Source organism: Sphingobium yanoikuyae, assembly GCF_034424525.1.
GTDB classification, from domain to species: domain Bacteria; phylum Pseudomonadota; class Alphaproteobacteria; order Sphingomonadales; family Sphingomonadaceae; genus Sphingobium; species Sphingobium yanoikuyae.
In genome coordinates, this window is sequence record NZ_CP139979.1 from 227,531 (window position 1) to 245,892 (window position 18,362).

Annotated in this window: 15 protein-coding genes; 11 read left to right on the forward strand and 4 right to left on the reverse strand. The window is 60.9% G+C overall.

Annotated features, from left to right (window positions below; all coding sequences use genetic code 11):
- Nucleotides 1-11: 11 nt before the first annotated feature.
- The 4 genes from U0025_RS01105 to U0025_RS01120 form a co-directional block, all read right to left on the reverse strand.
- A complete protein-coding gene (locus U0025_RS01105; RefSeq protein WP_004210632.1) occupies nucleotides 12-1,151 on the reverse strand; it encodes a glycoside hydrolase family 88/105 protein in 1,140 nt (379 codons plus the stop codon).
- Entirely contained in the window at nucleotides 1,148-2,458 is a 1,311-nt protein-coding gene (locus U0025_RS01110) for an MFS transporter (protein ID WP_004210633.1), read from the reverse strand. Before U0025_RS01110 ends, U0025_RS01105 begins: the two co-directional genes overlap by 4 nt.
- A gap of 62 nt (nucleotides 2,459-2,520) precedes the next feature.
- Entirely contained in the window at nucleotides 2,521-5,382 is a 2,862-nt protein-coding gene (locus U0025_RS01115) for a TonB-dependent receptor (RefSeq protein WP_004210634.1), read from the reverse strand.
- 80 nt (nucleotides 5,383-5,462) lie between these two features.
- Entirely contained in the window at nucleotides 5,463-6,188 is a 726-nt protein-coding gene (locus U0025_RS01120; RefSeq protein ID WP_004210636.1) for a FadR/GntR family transcriptional regulator, read from the reverse strand.
- A gap of 123 nt (nucleotides 6,189-6,311) precedes the next feature.
- On the opposite strand from U0025_RS01120, the gene U0025_RS01125 reads away from it, so the two are divergent.
- The 11 genes from U0025_RS01125 to U0025_RS01175 all read left to right on the forward strand — a co-directional run bounded on the left by U0025_RS01125 (nucleotide 6,312) and on the right by U0025_RS01175 (nucleotide 18,330).
- Nucleotides 6,312-7,286, forward strand: coding sequence for a DUF4861 family protein (locus tag U0025_RS01125; protein ID WP_004210637.1), 975 nt, complete (start codon nucleotides 6,312-6,314; stop codon nucleotides 7,284-7,286).
- 2 nt (nucleotides 7,287-7,288) lie between these two features.
- The gene (locus U0025_RS01130; RefSeq protein WP_004210638.1) at nucleotides 7,289-8,566 is read left to right on the forward strand and encodes a DUF2264 domain-containing protein; all 1,278 of its coding nucleotides are present in this window, start codon (nucleotides 7,289-7,291) and stop codon (nucleotides 8,564-8,566) included.
- A 319-nt stretch (nucleotides 8,567-8,885) separates the two neighbouring features.
- Complete coding sequence (locus U0025_RS01135) at nucleotides 8,886-9,068, forward strand: hypothetical protein (protein ID WP_139278852.1); 183 nt, start codon at nucleotides 8,886-8,888, stop codon at nucleotides 9,066-9,068.
- Nucleotides 9,069-9,308: 240 nt separating this feature from the next.
- The gene (locus U0025_RS01140) at nucleotides 9,309-9,863 is read left to right on the forward strand and encodes a gluconate 2-dehydrogenase subunit 3 family protein (protein WP_004210639.1); all 555 of its coding nucleotides are present in this window, start codon (nucleotides 9,309-9,311) and stop codon (nucleotides 9,861-9,863) included.
- A 65-nt stretch (nucleotides 9,864-9,928) separates the two neighbouring features.
- Nucleotides 9,929-11,605, forward strand: a complete 1,677-nt coding sequence (locus U0025_RS01145) for a GMC oxidoreductase (protein WP_004210641.1) — start codon at nucleotides 9,929-9,931, stop codon at nucleotides 11,603-11,605.
- A 140-nt stretch (nucleotides 11,606-11,745) separates the two neighbouring features.
- Entirely contained in the window at nucleotides 11,746-12,546 is an 801-nt protein-coding gene (locus tag U0025_RS01150) for a ThuA domain-containing protein (RefSeq protein WP_004210642.1), read from the forward strand.
- Nucleotides 12,547-13,190: 644 nt separating this feature from the next.
- Complete coding sequence (locus U0025_RS01155) at nucleotides 13,191-13,316, forward strand: hypothetical protein (protein ID WP_323156748.1); 126 nt, start codon at nucleotides 13,191-13,193, stop codon at nucleotides 13,314-13,316.
- Nucleotides 13,317-13,515: 199 nt separating this feature from the next.
- Complete coding sequence (locus U0025_RS01160; protein ID WP_004210643.1) at nucleotides 13,516-14,799, forward strand: toll/interleukin-1 receptor domain-containing protein; 1,284 nt, start codon at nucleotides 13,516-13,518, stop codon at nucleotides 14,797-14,799.
- Nucleotides 14,799-15,584, forward strand: a complete 786-nt coding sequence (locus U0025_RS01165) for an SLOG domain-containing protein (protein WP_004210644.1) — start codon at nucleotides 14,799-14,801, stop codon at nucleotides 15,582-15,584. The genes U0025_RS01160 and U0025_RS01165 overlap by 1 nt, the downstream gene beginning before the upstream one ends.
- A gap of 17 nt (nucleotides 15,585-15,601) precedes the next feature.
- Complete coding sequence (locus tag U0025_RS01170) at nucleotides 15,602-16,216, forward strand: toll/interleukin-1 receptor domain-containing protein (protein ID WP_323156749.1); 615 nt, start codon at nucleotides 15,602-15,604, stop codon at nucleotides 16,214-16,216.
- Nucleotides 16,213-18,330 (forward strand): KGGVGR-motif variant AAA ATPase, encoded by a 2,118-nt coding sequence (locus tag U0025_RS01175; protein ID WP_004210646.1) that lies wholly within the window; start codon nucleotides 16,213-16,215, stop codon nucleotides 18,328-18,330. The genes U0025_RS01170 and U0025_RS01175 overlap by 4 nt, the downstream gene beginning before the upstream one ends.
- Nucleotides 18,331-18,362: the final 32 nt, after the last annotated feature.

Here is an 18,362-nt window from a genome sequence, read left to right on the forward strand (position 1 = left end):
CCTCCCGCGCGTCAGCGTTGCGCGTCGAGCGCGGCCACCGCGGTCGCCGCCATCAGGAAGGCGCCGACGCCATAATATTGGGTATCGCTGGCGGCCACCTTGTCGGGCCGGTCGCCAACCTGCTGGACCCAGCCCAGTCGGCCGTCGGGCTGGATCGCCTTTTGCAGCGCGGCCCAGCCCTTGCGCACCACCGGTTCATATTCGGCGCGGGGCAGCAGCCCGGCCTTGATCCCCCAGGCAAGGCCATAAGTATAAAAGGCCGTGCCGCTGGTTTCGGGTGGTGCATTTTCCGGCGCCAGCAGCGAGGGTGCCCAATAGCCGTCGGGCTTCTGCAGCGTCTTGATCTTGGCGGCCATCTCCTTGAACAGCGCCTCCATTCGGATGCGATCGGGGCTGTCCTGCGCCAATAGCGGGAGGACGCGGGCGATGCCGCCGAACACCCAGCCATTGCCCCGGCTCCAGAACTGCTTGCGCCCCTTGTCGTCGCGCCGCTCGAAGAAGCGGCTGTCGCGATAATAGAGATGCTCGGCAGGGTCGAAGAGGAAGTCGGTGGTTGCCCAGAATTCCTTCATCGCAAAGCGCATATATCGATCATCGCCGGTCTGGCGCGACAGTTCGACAAAGGCCGGCGGCGCCATGAACAGCGCATCGCACCAGCACCAGCGCTTGAGACATTCGGTCGCGCCATAGCCCTGGGGCGGGATGGCGAAGGCAAGGGTGGTGACCGCCGGCTTGTCGACCACCGTGTCGAACGCGGCGCGGGTCGGCGCCAGCGCATCCTTGCCTGCGCCATGGGCTGCGGCCCAGAGATAGGCCTGGGCGATCGCCTGATCGTCGGCGAAATAGAGATTGTCGCCCGGCTTCCAGCCATTGCGCTGGCCCATGGCCAGGATCGCTTCCTCGATCCGGGGTGGTGCGCCGGCGTCGGCGAGGGCGGTCATGCCGACCCAGAACACCGCCTGTTCCCAGCCGCGCGTCTTGCGCGTTTCATCGGTGGCGCTGGGAATGTGCGACAGATCGTCGAGCCGCGCCAATTGCCAGTCGGCCAGCTTCACCGCCGCCTCGATCGGCGTGCGGGCGGGCTGGGCGGCATGGGCCGGCGCGGCGATGGCGCAGGCCAGCATGATCGGCGCGAAGGAGCGGAAGGTCATGATGCAAGCTCTCCAGTAGGCAAGAGACGGGGACTGATGATGTGGAGCAGCGCCAGCGCCACCAGATAGGCGCTGCCGGCGACGGCGAAGATCAGGGCATAGCTGCCGGTCATGTCCAGCACATAGCCGACGAACTGGGCGATCAGCATGCCGCCGATCGCGCCGGCCGTGCCGCCGATGCCGACCACCGATCCCACGGCGGCGCGCGGGAACAGGTCGGACGGCAGGGTCAGGATATTGGCGGAAAAGGCCTGATGCCCGGCGGTCCCAAGACCGATCAGCAGCACCGCCGCCCAGAGATTGTCGATCGACTGGACGGTCACCACCGGCAGCACCGCCAGCGCGCACGCCAGCAACGTCGCCTTGCGTGCTGCATTGACGCTCCAGCCCCGCGCGATCAGCCGCGACGATGCCCAGCCGCCCAGCACGCTACCAGCGTCCGACATCAGATAGATGACGACCAGCGGCGGACCGAAGCTCTTGAGGTCGAGGCCGTAACGCTTGCCGAGGAAATCGGGCAGCCAGAAGAGGAACATCCACCAGATCGGATCGATGCAGAATTTGGGCAGCGCATAGGCCCAGGTCTGGCGGATGGTGAACAGGCGCGACCAAGGGATGGGCGCGCTGGCGCGCACCGGATCGCTGCGGATGTAGGCGAGTTCACCGGGGGATACGCGCGCATGATCCTCTGGCCGGCGATAGATGAACAGCCAGGCCGCCACCCAGACCAGGCTGGCGAGGCCGGTGACGATGAAGGCGGCGCGCCAGCCATAGGCGATGGTGATGGCGGGCACGATCAGCGGCGTGGCGATCGCGCCGACATTGGCGCCGGCGTTGAACAGGCCGATCGCCAACGCCCGTTCTTTCTGCGGAAACCATTCGGCCACGACCTTCAGGCCGGCCGGGAAATTGCCGGCCTCGCCAATGCCCAAGGCAAAGCGGACGGCGATAAACTGGGCAATGCCGCTGACCAGGCCATGGGCGGCATGGGCGAGCGTCCAGAAGGTGAAGGCGGCGGCATAGCCGATCCGCGCGCCGACCCGGTCCATGAAGCGGCCCATTGCCAGGAAACCGAGTGCATAGGCGCACTGGAACCAGAAGACGATATTGGCATAGTCGCTCTCGCGCCAACCCAACTCCGCCTGCAACACGGGCTTGAGCACGCCGATCATCTGTCGGTCGACATAGTTGATCGCGGTTGCCGCGAACAGCAGGCCGCAGATCATCCAGCGATAGCGGCTGGCCCGATCGCTGGCGCCGGCAATGGCATCATCGATATTATCCGGGGCGGGGTGCGGCATGGTCATGATCGTCTCGTGAAAAGATGGGCACCGGGGCGTGCAGTCCCCGGCGCCCAAGGGGGGAGGGGTCAGAATTTGCCGCGAATGCCGAGCGAAATGGTGGTGCCGTTGAAGAAGCTGTTGTCGCGCCGCGACTGGCCATTGCCCTTCGGTCCGTCCGGATCCTGGTAATAGATGTAGACATTCTCGTTGGTGATGTTCAGCGCATCAACGCGCACCTCCAACGCATCGCTGAACCGGTAGCTGATCGTTCCGTCGAGGAAGCCCTGCGGCGCGGTATAAGGAATCTGGTCGTTGCCGGTATTTTGCGAGGTGATGCCGGTCTTGGCGCGGTAATTATAGGAACCGCGGATCGCGAACGGGCCCTTTTCGTAGAAGAGCGTCGCGCTGTAGCTATATTCCGGCACGAAGGAGATCGGCACGTGCGTTCCTTCGGTGGTGACGAAATCATCGCCCTTCTGGTCGATCAGCGTCAGGCTGCCGGTAAAGCCAAGCCCGTCGAACGGCTTGGGCAGGAAGGTGAAATTCTGCTGATAGGCAAATTCCAGCCCCTTCAGCTTCAACTGGCCCTGGTTGATATATTGGGTCCGACGGATCAGGAAATCGTCCGGGATGGTGCCGCCGGGGAAGCCCAGCGAGGTCGTGTTGAACGCGCTCGACGGCAGGCCGAGCGAGCCGAAGGTGACGAAGTCCTGCACCGCGGTTGCACGATCGGTAATGTCCTTCTTGAAGGCACCGACGCTCAGCAGTGCGCCGGGGGCGAAATACCATTCGACGCCGGCGTCATATTGGGTCGCGACCTGGGGCCGCAAATTGGGATTGCCGACCGTGACGTCGGGATTGAAGGCATTGGGCACGATGGTGCCGCCGGCAATGGCGGTCAGCGCCGCACGGGTGATCGTCTTGCCGGCTGACGCACGCAGCAGCAGGTTGGACGTCAGGTCATAGGCCAGGCTGGCCGATGGCAGCCAGTTTTCATAGCCGCCCTCGCGCCGCTGTGGCAGGAAGACGCCGGCGCCCGCGCTTTGATAATTGTTGATGATGGTGCGGGTGTCGGAATAGCGCAGGCCGGCATAGCCGCGCAGTTCCTTGCCGAACAGCGGCAGGGCGAAATTGCTCTCGAAGAAGGCCGTCTTGACGATTTCCTTCGCGTTGAAGGCAGCGTTGAGATTGACGTTGGCCGCCTCGTTCGCCGCGTTGGCATCGAGATAGTCCATCACGAAGGAGCGCGGGAAGCTCGCAAATTGGGACGGATAGCCCGAATTGCCGCCGTCGCGGATCGCGCCATATTGGATATAGGGATCCATGTAGGAAAAGACGTCGAGGCCGGCCAGCTTGCCGGCCGCGATGCTGCTGCCGTCCTGGGTCGAGATGCGCTTGCCCGTGTTCACGTAGCTGCCGCCGATCTTGAGCGCGAACCGGCGTTCGCCATCGTCCAGCAGCGACCAGTCGAGCACGGCGCGTGCCGTCTTCTGCTTGTCGATCTCGCGGTTGAGCGAGAAGCCCAGCGTCGGCGTGGTGTAGTTTGACGGATCGGTGAAATCGACCGGCGAACTGATGGTCGGATAGGTGACATTGCCGGTCGGGTCGAAGGTGCTGGTCACGCCATAGATGTTGCTGACGATCCGGTTGGCGGTGTAGCGGGCGTTGCTCTCGCTCAGATTGGCCTGGGCCGACAATTTCAGATTGTCGGTGAAGTCATAGACGCCCCGGATGATGCCATATTTGAAGCGGGTGCGGGCATTGCGGAAGAAATTCTCGTTGATGAAGCTGCTGTTCCCGAACGTACCGTAAAGATTATTATATTCGTCGATCTTTACGTCGAGCGGGATCAGGCCCGAATTGGTGCCGGTGCCCGGCGCGCTGGTCGACCCCGGCACGGTGCGGGAGTTGCGCACCGCGACGCCAAAGGTGAACTCGTCCGCCTGATCCTTGAGCTGCGAGAAGATGCCGTCGGCGCTCAGTTCCAGCCGATCCGACTTATATTGCAGCGACCCGACCAGGCCCAGCCGCTCGCGCTCATTGTTCGAGGTGAAGACGCGGTAGAAGCGCGGCATATAGGCGTTGGCCACCTGGTCGCGGGTCAGCGATCCATAATTGGCCAGCGGATTGTCCAGGTCGAGCTGGAACTGGAACGGGCCACCGGTCGTGGTCGGGCCGGCATAGGCACGCGAACCGATAACCGAGCTGTTATAACCGCCGGTCGACTGGAAGCCGGACCGTTCATTGACATTCTTGGCATAGGCCGCGCCCAGCAGCACACCGAAATCGCCCCATGTGTCGCTCAGCAGCAGCGATCCGCGCGGCTGCCACTTCTTCGACTGGGTATTGTAATTGGCCTGGGCGGTATAGCGGATGACCCGGTCCTTGCTGTCGAAGGGGCGGGGCGTTTGCAGGTCGACATTGCCGCCGATGCCACCTTCTTCCAGATTGGCGAGCGGGGTCTTGTAGACATCAACACGGCCGAACAGTTCGGACGGGAAGACGTCATAATTGAAGTCGCGGGTCGAACTGCCGACATTCTGTGACGATGTCGTGCGCACCGGCGCGCCGTTGATGGTGGTGACGGTGAATTCCGATCCCAGGCCGCGGATGCTGATGCGCTGACCCTCGTTCGATGCGCCGTCACGGCTGAGGAACACGCCCGGAATACGCTGCAGGGAATCCGCGACATTGGCCTCCGGGAATTTGCCGATGTCCTCGGCAACGATGGAGTCGCGTACGCCCACGGCTTCGCGCTTCAGTTCGATCCCCTTTTGCAGGCTGCCGCGAAAGCCGGTGACGACGATGTCGGCAGTCGTGGCTTCGCCCTGTGCTGCATCGGTCTGGGGTGTTGGCTGGGGTTCTGCCTGGGCCAGTGCGGGGGCCGAGGCCGCAATCATGGCCAGCATGCTCACCGACATGGCGACGCACGGAAACGCCTTGTTCATATCCAGCCTCCCTCATCACGACTCTGATCGTGTTGATCAGGTTATCATACAACTTTGAGGGGGATGTCAATTGTCAGACTTTAGTCAGCCGATCGTTCGTCCCGGCTGATCAGGTCGTTGAGTTCGGAATGGCGCAAAAGGCTTTCCTGCATGTGATGGCGGGCGGCATGGCGCGCCTTTTCGATGTCCATGCGGACGATGGCGTCAAGCACCGCGTCATGCTCGTCGCTGACCTTGTGGGTATAGGCGTCGTGCGATCTTTCTGGCTGATATTTGAGGTAGAGGCTGCTTGGCGGCACCAGGCGGACGCCCAGAAATTCGACGAAGCGGGCGTAATAATCGTTCCGGGTCGCGCGGGCGATCGCCATGTGGAACTGGCTGTCGGCTGTGGCGGCGATGGCCGGATCCTCGGCCTCGCGGATGCGGCGTAGTGCGTCGCGCATCGCCGAAATATCTTCGTTCGTGCGGCGGGCAGCCGCAAGACCGGCCATTTCGGTCTCGATCGCCAGGCGCATTTCCAGCAATTTGATCACGTCCGATAGCTCGGACAATTCATCCTTGGTGACCTGAAAGGCGCGGTAGCGCGCGGCATCTGACACGAACACGCCCGATCCCTGGCGGGCGACGGCAAAGCCCTGTGCCTCCAGCCGGGCGACCGCTTCGCGGACCACGGTGCGGCTGACATTTTCCTGCTCGGCAATGTCCTTTTGCGCGGGCAGGCGCGATCCGGGCGGGATGCGGCCGGACAGGATATCCTCTTCCAGCTTGGTGTAGAGCATGTCGGCAAGTGAGGCGGCTTTGGCCATGATGTCGTTCCAGTGAATATTCTTTTTCGAGCCTGCCAGCCTGCGGCAATGTGAGCAAGGGCTTGGCAAGTTTGATTCGATGATTTATCAGCTTATCATACAAATAATCGAGAGGAGCCTGTGGTGAACCGCCCCCAACCAACAGCATGGTCACGCCGCATTCGGGGGCCGTATCTGTCGATCGGATTGCTGGCGATCGGTCTTTGCGTCGGCACAGCTCTGGCGCAAGGCGATGGGGCGGGCGATCGTCTGCCGGTCGAGAAGCGCCTGCCGCCACCGCCCAGCCAGGCGGCCGCCGCCGTCGCACTGGTTGCATCCTATCGCTATGACGACCTGCTGTGGGAAAATGACAAGACCGCTCATCGCATCTACGGCCATGCGCTGGAGGCGGCCGAGCCGCCATCGGGATCGGGGATCGACAGCTGGGGCAAGAATGTGGCCTGGCCCTTCGCCGATCGCCAGCTACGCAGCGGCGACCAGCATGGCTATCATGGCGAGGGACTGGACTTCTACAATGTCGGCACCACGCGCGGCGCGGGCGGCCTTGGCATCTGGCATGACAACAAGCTGTGGACCTCGCGCAACTATGTCCGTGCCCATATTTTGAAATCGGGCGGACAGGTCGCCGACTTCAGCGTCGATTATGCGCCCTGGCCAGTCGATGTCGATCGCAAGGTATGGGAAACGCGGCGTTTCACCCTTCCGCTCGGTACCCATTTTACCCGGCTGGTCTCGACCATAGGATCGGACAAGGCGACGCCGCTGACGGTCGGCATCGGCATCGGCAAGCGCACCACGGGACAGGGGGCGGGCGACCTGACCGTAGATCGGGCCCGCGGCCTGGTGAGTTGGTGGGGCCCGGAAGATGGCGCGCATGGCCGTATGGCGCTGGCGTTGCGGGTCGATCCGGCGCAGATCGCCGATATCCGCGCGGATGCCGACAATCAGCTCATATTGCTGACGGTCAAGCCGGGCCAGCCCTTCGTTTATTATTCCGGTAGTGCCTGGAACAAGGGGGAGGGTGGCTTTTCCACCCGTGCCGCCTGGGATGCCTATGTCGCCGGCCAGTCCCTCGACTTCACCCCGCCCAAGGATTGATCATGACCAGCCATATCGACCGTCGCGCGATCCTGACTGGCATGGCGACCGGCACTGCCGCTTTCGCCGCCATGCCCTCGCTTGCTAAAGCCGGGGAGGCCGCGCCCGTCGCCGCCAATGCGGACGACCGCAGCTATGCCCTGGCGCTGCTCGAACGCATGGCCAGCCCCGTGCTGTCGCGCATGGCCAGGGGGCAGTTGCAGGCGCAATGGAGGCCCGAGCTCAGCCCGACCTGGGATGGCCGCAATCCCAAGGTCGCCTTTCTGGAAGCCTTTGGCCGGTTGATCGACGGCATCGCGCCCTGGCTTGCGCTGCCCGATACCGATGGCGCGGAAGGGCGGCTGCGCGCCCGGCTACGTGGGCAGGCGCTGGCGAGCTATGCCCATAGTGTGGATCCCAAGAGCCCCGACTATCTGCTCTGGCAGGCGGAGGGACAACCGCTGGTTGATTCCGCCTATTTCACCAGCGCCCTGCTGCGCGCGCCGCAGACATTGTGGGATCCGCTCGACCGGGCGACCAAGGACCGGATCATCAAGGAGATACAGGGGCTGCGCCGGGTCGCGCCGCCTTATACCAACTGGCTGCTGTTTGCGGCGATGAACGAGGTGTTCCTGCTGTCGGTCGGGGCGCAATGGGATCCGATCCGGGTCGATCTGGCGTTGCGCAAGTTCAGCGAATGGTATGTCGGCGACGGCTGGTATGCCGATGGCGAGCATTTCCATTTCGACATGTATAACAGCTATGTCATCCACCCGATGCTGACCCAGATTTGGGACGTGCTGGTGCGCTGCAACGCGCGCTTCAACGCGCTCGATCCCAAGGAGCGGCTTGCCATCCAGATCCAGCGGATGCAGCGTTTCGGTGAGGCGCTGGAGCGGATGATCGGCCCGGACGGCGCCTTCCCGCCGGTCGGCCGTTCGCTCACCTATCGCACTGCGGTTCACCAGCCGCTCGCCTATCTTGCCTGGCGCAAGCTGCTCCATGCCAAGCTGCCTGAGGGCCAGGTGCGCGCCGCGACCATGGCGACACAGCGCCGCATTTTTGCGGATCCCAGCAATTTCGATGCCGATGGCTTCCTGACCATCGGTTTCGCCCGGCACCAGCCGAGCCTGGGCGACGTCTATTCCAACGCCGGCAGCATGTATATCACCTCGGAAAGCCTGCTGGCGCTCGGCCTGCCCGCGTCCGACAGCTACTGGACTGTGCCGGCCCAGCCCTGGACCATGCGCAAGGCCTATGAGGGCCAGGATTTCCCAAAGGACTATTATATCGCGAACTAACCATCTTCGGTCATTTGGATACGCGTTTGAGTTGTGGCGGTGCTATCCTTCTGACTGCCGGGTTACAGGAGCGGGAGCAAATATTGGCTTCTTACCGGTTCGTTGGGCGCTGAAATAAAATATGGCGGCTTCGCTTTGCGCGACCGCAGCCAATTTCCAACGGATCCTCATCCGATTTTAACGGATATCTTGCCTGGAAAATGCGCAACGGGAAAATCGCACAAACGGCAGATACTCGATTGAGAAGCGTAAAGCGGATTGTGACCTGCTGCCGTTTAATCGACATCGAGAAGGTGTTTTCGCCTGTCGGAGCGCCCCAATGCTCAAGCTTGGTCTTGCGACGTTATCGCCGGCGGCCGGCATAGCCTCGGTGCATTTCTCGATCATGGAGGAAAATAGAGGGCTGCGTCGGATTGCCAGCCAATGCCCGCACTGCCGGTGCTCCTGGTTGCCCTCCATCGCGACCAGCCTGGCGCAAGATCAGTTGGCACAACAATATTGATAGCGCTAACCAGAATAAATGCCACCGCGCCCGTGCCCATTGACTGGCGTGACATTTCATGCCTATTTTACGCGACTAATAATATAAATGGGTGAGGAAAATGACCAAGAGATACTCTTGTGCATCTGCAAATTGCGCCAAAATGATAGCGCTATCGATTTTTGCATCTGCGGTTTCAATATCCATATCTCAACTTGAGAAATCCCGCCCGGCCGGCGACCTTCATGATGGTGGGCGTTAATGGACCGCAGAGCGGCGCTCGCGTCCATCGTCGGCGCGCTGGGCGCGAACATCTTCGCCCCGCTTGCGCGGGCCATCGCCTACCAGCCTAACCCGGTCATCAATACTGGCGCGCCTGAGATCATCTTCACGCCCGCACAAAGAGCGCTGGTCACGGCGCTGAGCGAACGCATCCTGCCGACATCCGATACGCCCGGCGCCATTGCTGCAGGCGTGCCCGAATATATCGAACATATGCTGGGCGACTGGGCGATCACCGATGAACGGGCAACGATCTTCGACGGTTTGGCCGCGATCGATGCCCGCAGCATGGCCGATTATAAAAAGCCGGCCGTAAAAGCCTCGGCCGCGCAGCAGGACGCATTGCTGACCCTTGCGATGAACGGCGAACTGCCAGGTGGAACTCCCTTTTTCGAGGCGTTCCGCCAGCTTGTCATCACCGGCTATTACACGTCCGAAATCGGCATCACGCAGGAACGCGAATATCTGCCCGTCCCCGGCGAATATGACGGGGCCTACCCCTATGCGAAGGTCAAGCGGATCTTCTCCTCATAGGGCGGGCAATCGCCTTCGATCCTGGATCCATTCATTTCCGACACGCTTATCGGAAGGGCAAAATCATGGCAGCAACAGATCGTTTCGACGCTATCGTCATTGGTTCGGGCGTCAGCGGCGGCTGGGCCGCAAAGGAGCTTACGGAAAAGGGGCTGCGCGTCCTTATGGTCGATCGCGGTCGCATGGTCGAACATGGGGAAGATTATCCCTTCGACGGCAAGTCGGCCTATGACATTCCCGCGCGTGGCAGGATGCCGGCTGCCCTTGCCAAGAGCGATTATTTCGCGCTCAACGGCTGGGTCTCGCCCGCCACCCAGCCCTTCTTTATCAACGACCGGCTCAACCCCTACGACTATGACGCGCCCAACAAGTTCAACTGGGTTCGCCCGTCAGTGGTCGGTGGCAAGTCGCTGACCTGGGGGCGCTGGAGCTTCCGCTGGAGCCAGGCCGATTTCGAGGCCAACAAGAAGGAGGGTGTGGGGACCGACTGGCCCATCCGCTATAACGATGTCGCGCCCTGGTACAGCTATGTCGAAAATTATATCGGCGTTTCGGGTGCCCGGGAAAATCTGCCTTATCTTCCCGACAGTGAATTCATGCCGCCCTTTCCGATGAACGTCGCCGAAAAATGGCTGAAAGAACGGCTGGAAAGCGAATTTCCCGGACGCAAGCTGATCAACGCGCGCCTCAGCAACATCACGCAAGACAAGCCCGAGCAGAATCGCACCCGCTGTCAGAAGCGGGCACAATGCGACCGGGGCTGCAGTTTCGGCGCCTATTTCTCGACGCAGGCCGTCACCCTGCCCGCCGCCCGCGCTACGGGTCGGCTGACGCTGCGTGCGGACAATTGGGTCACGAACCTGGAATATGACCCGACCCGAAAGCGCGTAACCGGTGTCCGGATGGTCGACGCCAATACTGGCCAGGTGGAAGTTGTTCAGGCCCGTATGGTCTTTTTGTGCGCATCAGCGATGAGTTCGCTCCACATCCTGCTCAACTCCCGCCCGGCAGGCAGCGAACGCAGCTATTTCCATTCCAACGGTGCGCTCGGCAGCGCGGTGATGGATCATATCTTCCGTGTCGGCGTGTCGGGCGACATTCCGGGCATGAGCGAATTTGTCGAATATGGCCGACGGCCCGGCGGCGTCTATGTGCCGCGCTTCCGCAATCTGGAAGCGGAGGATCTGCCCTTCAAGCGCGGCTACGGCTTCCAGGGTGGCGCTGGCCGTCAGGCGTCCGCGCCTGAAGGCTTTGGCCTGTCCATGAAGCACGGGATGCGCGAATATGGGCCGTGGCGCTTTACCATGGGCGCCTTTGGGGAATGCCTGCCCTATGAGGACAATCGCGTCATGCTGAACCACAGCAAGACCGATCGCTTCGGCACGCCGCTGTTGCGCTTCGACGTCCGCTTCCGCGACAATGAAATCAGGATGATGGACGATGCGCTGGAACAGGGCATGCTGATGCTGCGCAAGGCGGGGCTTAGGAACGTGACCGGCGGTCGCGGCAAGCATGTGCCAGGTGAGGCGATCCATGAAATGGGCGGCGCCCGAATGGGGCATGATCCCGCCACGTCGGTGCTCAACAAATGGAATCAGGCGCATGACGCCGCCAATTTGTTCATCACCGATGGGGCCCAAATGGCTTCTGTGTCCTGCGTCAATCCATCGCTGACTTTCATGGCGATGACCGCCCGAGCCGCCGATCACGCGGTCAAGCAGATGCAGGCTGGGGTGATCTGACTCGACACGCTGGGTTCAGCCCGTTTTACCTGCCGCATTTTGCTCCTTCCACCGTGGGCAAAGGGGCCGGTCCAGCCACCGACGACGCTTCCGGGCGTGCGACAAGCAACGTCATGGGCCAGCGCGCCAAAGGAGAGAAGATGTACAGAATATTCGCGACTATCGCGCTATTGACCATGGCACAGGCAGCGCCCAACCCTCATCTGCCCGCCCCCACCTATGATAATGCTGCCCCGACCCTTCCGAAAAACCTGAAACAGGCGGTGCTCATCCTGTCCAAGACCAATGGCTGGCGGCATATCGAGCATATACCTCATTCAAACATGGTCCTGGCTGATATTGCCGCCAATCTGGGACATGCCAGCTACACCACCGAAAATGCGGCAATCTTCAACGACGAACAACTACGGCATTTTTCCGTCATCATTCTCAACAGCGCGAGCGGCGATTTCCTGACCGAAGCGCAGCGATCAGCCTTTGCGCGCTTCGTCGCGCGCGGCGGTGGCGTGGTGGCGCTGCACGCGGCCGGAGACAACAGCCACAAGGCGCCCTGGTATACTGGGACGATCATCGGCGCCAAATTCATCGGGCATCCGGGAGGCACGGATCAGTTTCAATCCGCGCAAGTCATCGTCGACCAACCACGGCATCCCGTCATGGCTGGCGTGACCATGCCTTGGGCGCCCGTCGATGAATGGTATTCCTTCGATGCGAACCCGAAAATGCAGGGCATGACGATACTCGCCCGGATCGACGAGGCGAGCTATCACCCCGGCGCCAAGCTGACGATGGGATCGCATCCGGTGATTTGGACCAATCCAGCCACCAAGGGGCGTGTCGTCTACTCGGCGCTCGGACATTTGCCGGAAAGCTACGACGATCCAAATTATCGCCGCATCCTTACGAACGCGATCCACTGGGCTGGAAAATTCGGTCGGTAGAACGAGAATATTGAAGTGACGTGCATTGATGTACTGCCGTTAGGCTAATCGCGGCTACGCACAGGGCTTCCAGAGAAAATTGCATATCTCGATCTGATAAAGAGCGGCGTCGCAGTTCAAAGGTTGGTCGTCGGAATGGCGATCATAAACTGGACCGAGATTATGGCCACAAGGGCCAGGAATTGCCTACCTGCCGTCTGCGCTTGATCCCGCACCAATGGTGCATGGGAGTTGCCGCCGTGCCAACTTCCAGATCCTTCGAGATCGTGATGGCCTTAACCGGCTGCGGGCTGTTCCGGTCCACGCCGTTCGTCCGCTTCTGATCAAAAATGGTTATATTTTGCGAGAGTGCGTCAGTCTCCGGGACGGTCATGCTCGCCACGTGACGCGCCGATTGGCATATTGTGCGGCAAGCGTTCTATTAATCCGACTGGCTAACTCTCGAAAATTATACGAAATTTATGCAATAAATTTGATCTCTTAAGTAAAAATGCCTATTTTGCTTGTTAAAATCGATTTTTATTTACTTTATTGAAATAATTGTAAAAATTGATGGTGATTTGTCAGGTGGATTGAGAAATTTATGCTATGTATACTAGGTCATTGATTGATTCGTTTGCGTTTTCGAATTTGTGAAATTCGATGTGATGGCTGTGATCAAATCCGATTCAAAATATGATTTGTCCTTGCTGCATGCGGCTGAAGCAGAAGCGCCGCATAACATGATGTTCCAGCCACAATGGATGATGTTTGGCGCGACGGCGGGGTAGCGTTTCGCCAGATTGGAACGGTGAGGGCGCGATCCTGTTTTCGCAGATCAAGGCGACAGCGAACAATGCTTCGGTCTTCGATAGGGCCGGTCTTGAAAGATGGGGTGAAATAGCCGGTTTTCTTGGAGAAGCCGCGGGGTTGTCGTCGTGGCTAGGGGATGTGCATTGACGGGACGTTAGCATCGAAAGGGCGAGGAAGATGCGGGATGGAGCGGAAGTCATCGTCCATAACCAGGATGGTGCGGGGCGGGTGCGATGCACGGCTTACAGGGATTTGCGGCTCGCTAACCCTGTCTTCATCGTTCTGGCCGCTTACGGATCGCGGAAAGCGATAGACAGCCAACATGACATTGCCAGCGCACTCCATGCCGAACTGACGGGGCCGATGGGGGCTTCGGTCATGACCGCCGCTTGCGGCGGATCGGCTCCTGATCTTGGACAATGTCATGCACGGCATGAGCATGGCGTCGAGAAGTTGCTTGTGCTGGTAGGCGACGATCACTCGCTACCTACTGATGAGCTGGTTAGGCTCAGCGCCGACTGGGCGCACAACGGCTGGCCGATCCTGCCGCTCTTTCCATGGTCGGGTCAAGGTGGGCTGAGCCGCCGCCTGCCCGTTGCGGCTACGCCCGCCAACGCGCATTTCTGGAAGGTTGATGCGGCGCAGACGCTGCCCGCGGTGATGGCGACGGCCAATATCACGACACGCCAGCCGCGCATCTTCATCAGCTATCGTCAGATCGATAGCGCTGCGCTCGCGATCCAATTGTTCGACGCCCTGTCCCATGCCGGGTTCAATGTCTTTCTCGATCATTTCCGGATCCCTCCCGGCGTCAATTTCCAGTCCAGGCTGTCCCAGGAATTAGGCGACAAATCGATGGTCCTTCTCCTCGAATCCGAACGGCTGGATGAGTCCCAATGGGTTGCCCATGAAATAGCTGTTGCAAAGACGTGCGGGCTGGGTCTGCTCGGTCTCCTGCTGCCTGGAGGCCAGCCGCAGGCCAGCTTGGAACCGGAAAACCGCCGGACGGTGCCGCTGGCCGATTTTGCAGGAGGCCAATTCGACAAGGATGCCACGCTGTTGCCGGCGGCGCTGGAAAGGATTGTGCAGGAAATCAAGCAGACGCATGACCGCGCGCTCGTGGCCCGACGCCGCATGATCGAACACTCTTTTGAGGGCGCCGTGTATCGGAAAACGGGAGCCCTTCCTCATCGATCGGGTGATGGCGCGTTCAAAGTCACAGGTGGTGGGAAGACCTATCAGGTCTGGTTGAGTCCTTATCCGCCTGACACGCCAGACTTCCATCGAGCACATGGCAAGATTCAGCACCTGGAGGACGGTGTGTTGATCGGGCTGTCCCGCCTTATGGAGCCCGCCATCCAGACACGGACGATGTGGCTCGCTGACCTGTGCAAGCTGCACCATGTCGATGAAGGCCAGATCGCCAGGGCCGCCAAACTGATGCTGCAGGGGAAGCTTTGATGCCCGTCGCGCATGGGAACAGCTTGCAAGGCCGATGCATTCTGCTTTCCGCGAGTGTCCCTGATACAGAACGCGATCACCGGTTTCGCCAGATCGACGACGCCGCATTTCAGATCGAGCAGGCGGTAGTCAGCCTGGCGCGTGCTGTCTTCTCGGAGGGCGGACGGCTCTTATTCGGCGGTCATCCATCGATCTCGCCGCTGGTGTCCATCGTGGCAGGTGAATATCGGCCGCCGGTCCGGGCGGAATCGCGCGAGGAACGTCCTCCCGCACAGGTCATCATCTATCAGTCCGAAATATTGCGGGACGTTATCCCCGGCGATAGCCGTCTTCTTATCGATCTTGGTCTGGCCAAGGCTTGTTGGGTCCCGGCCGATCCGAAGGAACGCTTCGTGATGGGCGGTGGGCCGGTGGCCGAGCAATGCCCGCAAAGCCTCTACGAGATGCGCCAGCGGATGATCGAAGACAACAGCCCGATCGCGATGGTCTGTATCGGCGGGATGGAAGGAGTCCTCGCGGAGGCGGCTATCTACGCCGGTCATGGGCCGATTTTCACGCTTGCGCGAACCGGTGGTGCAGCGGCGTTGCTTGCCCAGGAAAATCCCGATGTGAAGGCGATCGACAATGAGATCATGGCCTTGCTCAGTGATGTCGATGGCGGCTGGTCTAAGGACGACGCGGTCGCCAGCCATCACCGCAGATTCCGCGAGGGGGATATTGCGGTGATGCCCTATCCTTTGATCATGCAGACCATAGTCGAGCAGCTCCTGGGCGAGTTGTCGTAATGTCAGGGGACATGGCGATGGACTATCAATATGATGTATTCGTCAGCTATCGACGGAACAGCTTCAGCCTAAAGTGGATCGAGGAAGAGTTCCTGCCCGAACTGGTGCCGCGGCTAGAACTGGAGCTGGGGCGCGAGCCCAAGGTCTTCTGGGACGAAGCGAGCGTCGACGATGGCCAGGTGATCCAGACACGGATTCTCGATGCGCTTCGGGATTCGCGTTGCCTGCTTTCGCTTCTATCCGGGCCGTATTTCACGTCGATATGGTGTTCGGCGGAATGGCATACCTTTCGCGAGCGCGCCGAACGCGCGGGGCTTTTGGCCAACGGGCGGACACTGACAATCCCCATCCAGTGGCACGACGGTGACAATTATCTTGACCTTTTGCAAGGCGGTCGCGGACCGCACACCCTCAATTTCTCGCGGTTCCGCCTAAACGGGGCGTGGCGCGGAACACCGGTCCATGTCGAATTCCAGAATGAGCTGAACGGCCTGGCCGATTCCATCCGGCGCTTGATAGAGGGAACGCCGCCCTATGATCCTGCCGGTGTGATCGTCCGCCCCGAACAGGTGACGCGCACGCAATTGTCTCCTGGAGAGTGGACATATAAGCTGGGTGGGCTGCCGCGATGAAAGCCGCGGAAGATAGCCAGTCGCCGCGTACCAACCGCATTATCACATTCTATTCATACAAGGGCGGTGTCGGCCGATCGATGGCGCTTGCCAATGTCGCGGCGGTGCTTGCGCAACTGGGGCGCCGCGTGCTGGTTATCGATTTCGACCTGGAGGCGCCAGGTATCGAACGCTATTTCGACCAGCCGGGCCTGCTGGAGAGAAAGGCGGACCCCAAGTGGGAGGTTGTTCCCGGCTTCGTCGACATGTTGATCGGCATAAGGGACGGGGGGCCGATCGATTGGCGGCAGTGCATCACCGAGTTCAACGGGCCGTATCTGGCGGCGCCGATTCACCTTATCCGAGCCGGAAGCGACCATGGAAACTATGCCGCCAAGGCGCAGAGCCTCAACTGGGAGAAGCTGTTCACGGAGCATGGCCTGGGCGATCATCTCGCAAGACTGCGCATGGAGTGGAGCGAGGCCTATGATCTTGTCCTGATCGACAGTCGTACCGGCGTGTCGGACATCGGCGGCATCTGCACCATCTTGCTGCCTGATGCCCTGATCATGCTCTTTACCGCCAACCGGCAAAGCATCGACGGCACGATCGCAGTCGCTCGGCTCGCTCGCCAGGCGCAGGAGCGCCTGCCTGTTGAGCGCGCCCGACTGCAGGTCGTTCCTCTGTTGAGTAGAGACGACCGACGGACCGAATATGAGCAGTCCGAGCGATGGCGAGGCATTGTCGCCGAAGCCATGGGCGATTTTTTCAGCGAATGGGTGTCGGAGGGCGTTTCCCCACTGCGCGTGCTCAGCCGGCTCTATCTGCCTCAGATCGCCTTCTGGAGCTTTGGAGAGCGGTTGCCGGTTATAGAGAGACCTGCCGAACTGGATGATCCGGGGACGCTGGGCGCCGCCTATTCGTTGCTTGCGAAGCTTGTCGATCTCGATCTGAACTGGCGTGCGATCGACGAGGAAGGTAAAATGGCCCTTCCGGCGTCGGAGATCGTACCGCCCACTACGCTCTCTCCACCGGAATTCGAACCCGCGAGGGGGGCTGCAAACTATGCGGGTCCGGGCGAGTGGCCGGGCGGTTCTTCCGCCGCACTACCGCCAACTTTGCGGACCAGCGGGTTTGCGACATTGAAAGGGCTTTCCAGGCCATTCCTCATTGCATGCATCGTCGGCCTTGCGGCGGTGGCTGTCATGATTTGGCGGCACAGTCCGCAAGATGCGGCGATCCCCGTAGCGGGTGAGGCCGCACCCGCTACGCGCTCCATGACGATCGACCAGGCACAGGCGATGATATCCTCCCCCCAAACCATGGCGGAACAGCGCATCGATGCCCTGAATTTCCTGGTTGGTAGCGGCGCCGTTCCCCGCGGTGCGATCCTCGACGGCCTCTCCCTTGCCGACAAGGTTCCAAGACTCGCGGGCTGTGTGGACTGCGCGCTCGCTGGCGCAACGTTGACCGGGGTAATATTCGACAAGGGCATTTTTACCGGGTCGAACTTTGTCGGCGCCAAACTATCCGGCGCCAGCTTTGTCGGCGCCACTCTGGAGAATGTGGATCTTTCCGGTGCCGATCTTGTCGGGGTCATATTCTCGGGCGCGCAGTTCAAGCGGACCACCATCACCGGGGCGCAAATGGACCGCGACCAACTCACTGCCGAGCAGGTCAAAGGCACCATCGGTACGCCCGATTGGACGAAGCCGATCGTCGATGCATCCCCGGAACCACGCGTCGGAACCCAGGTCATTGGTGGTAATGCGGACAATGGATGGGACGTGGACGTCTTCTGGTGCGAGGGGCCGGCGAGCGATAAAAACTATGCCCAGGCCGTGAGAGCCGCCGAAGTCCTGGTTCGCGCGGCGAACAGCAGGCAGGCCCTGGCTCCAGGCGTATTGTTGGGGCGGGTACGGATCGTTTCGCTATCCCTCGCCCGTCAAAAGACCGGGCAATTCATTATGGGCGCTCACTATGTGGCGGAGGACGGAGGCGAAGGCGAGCATGCTGCTACGACAGCGATCGCCAATGCCGTGAAGGAACGAACCGGCGCGATCTATTCGATCAGGTCGAGCAATGGCGCACGGACCCAGAGCTATATCAGCGTCTTTGCCTGCGCGATGAAATAGGCCCGTGATGCACCCCATTTCCCCGAAGATGA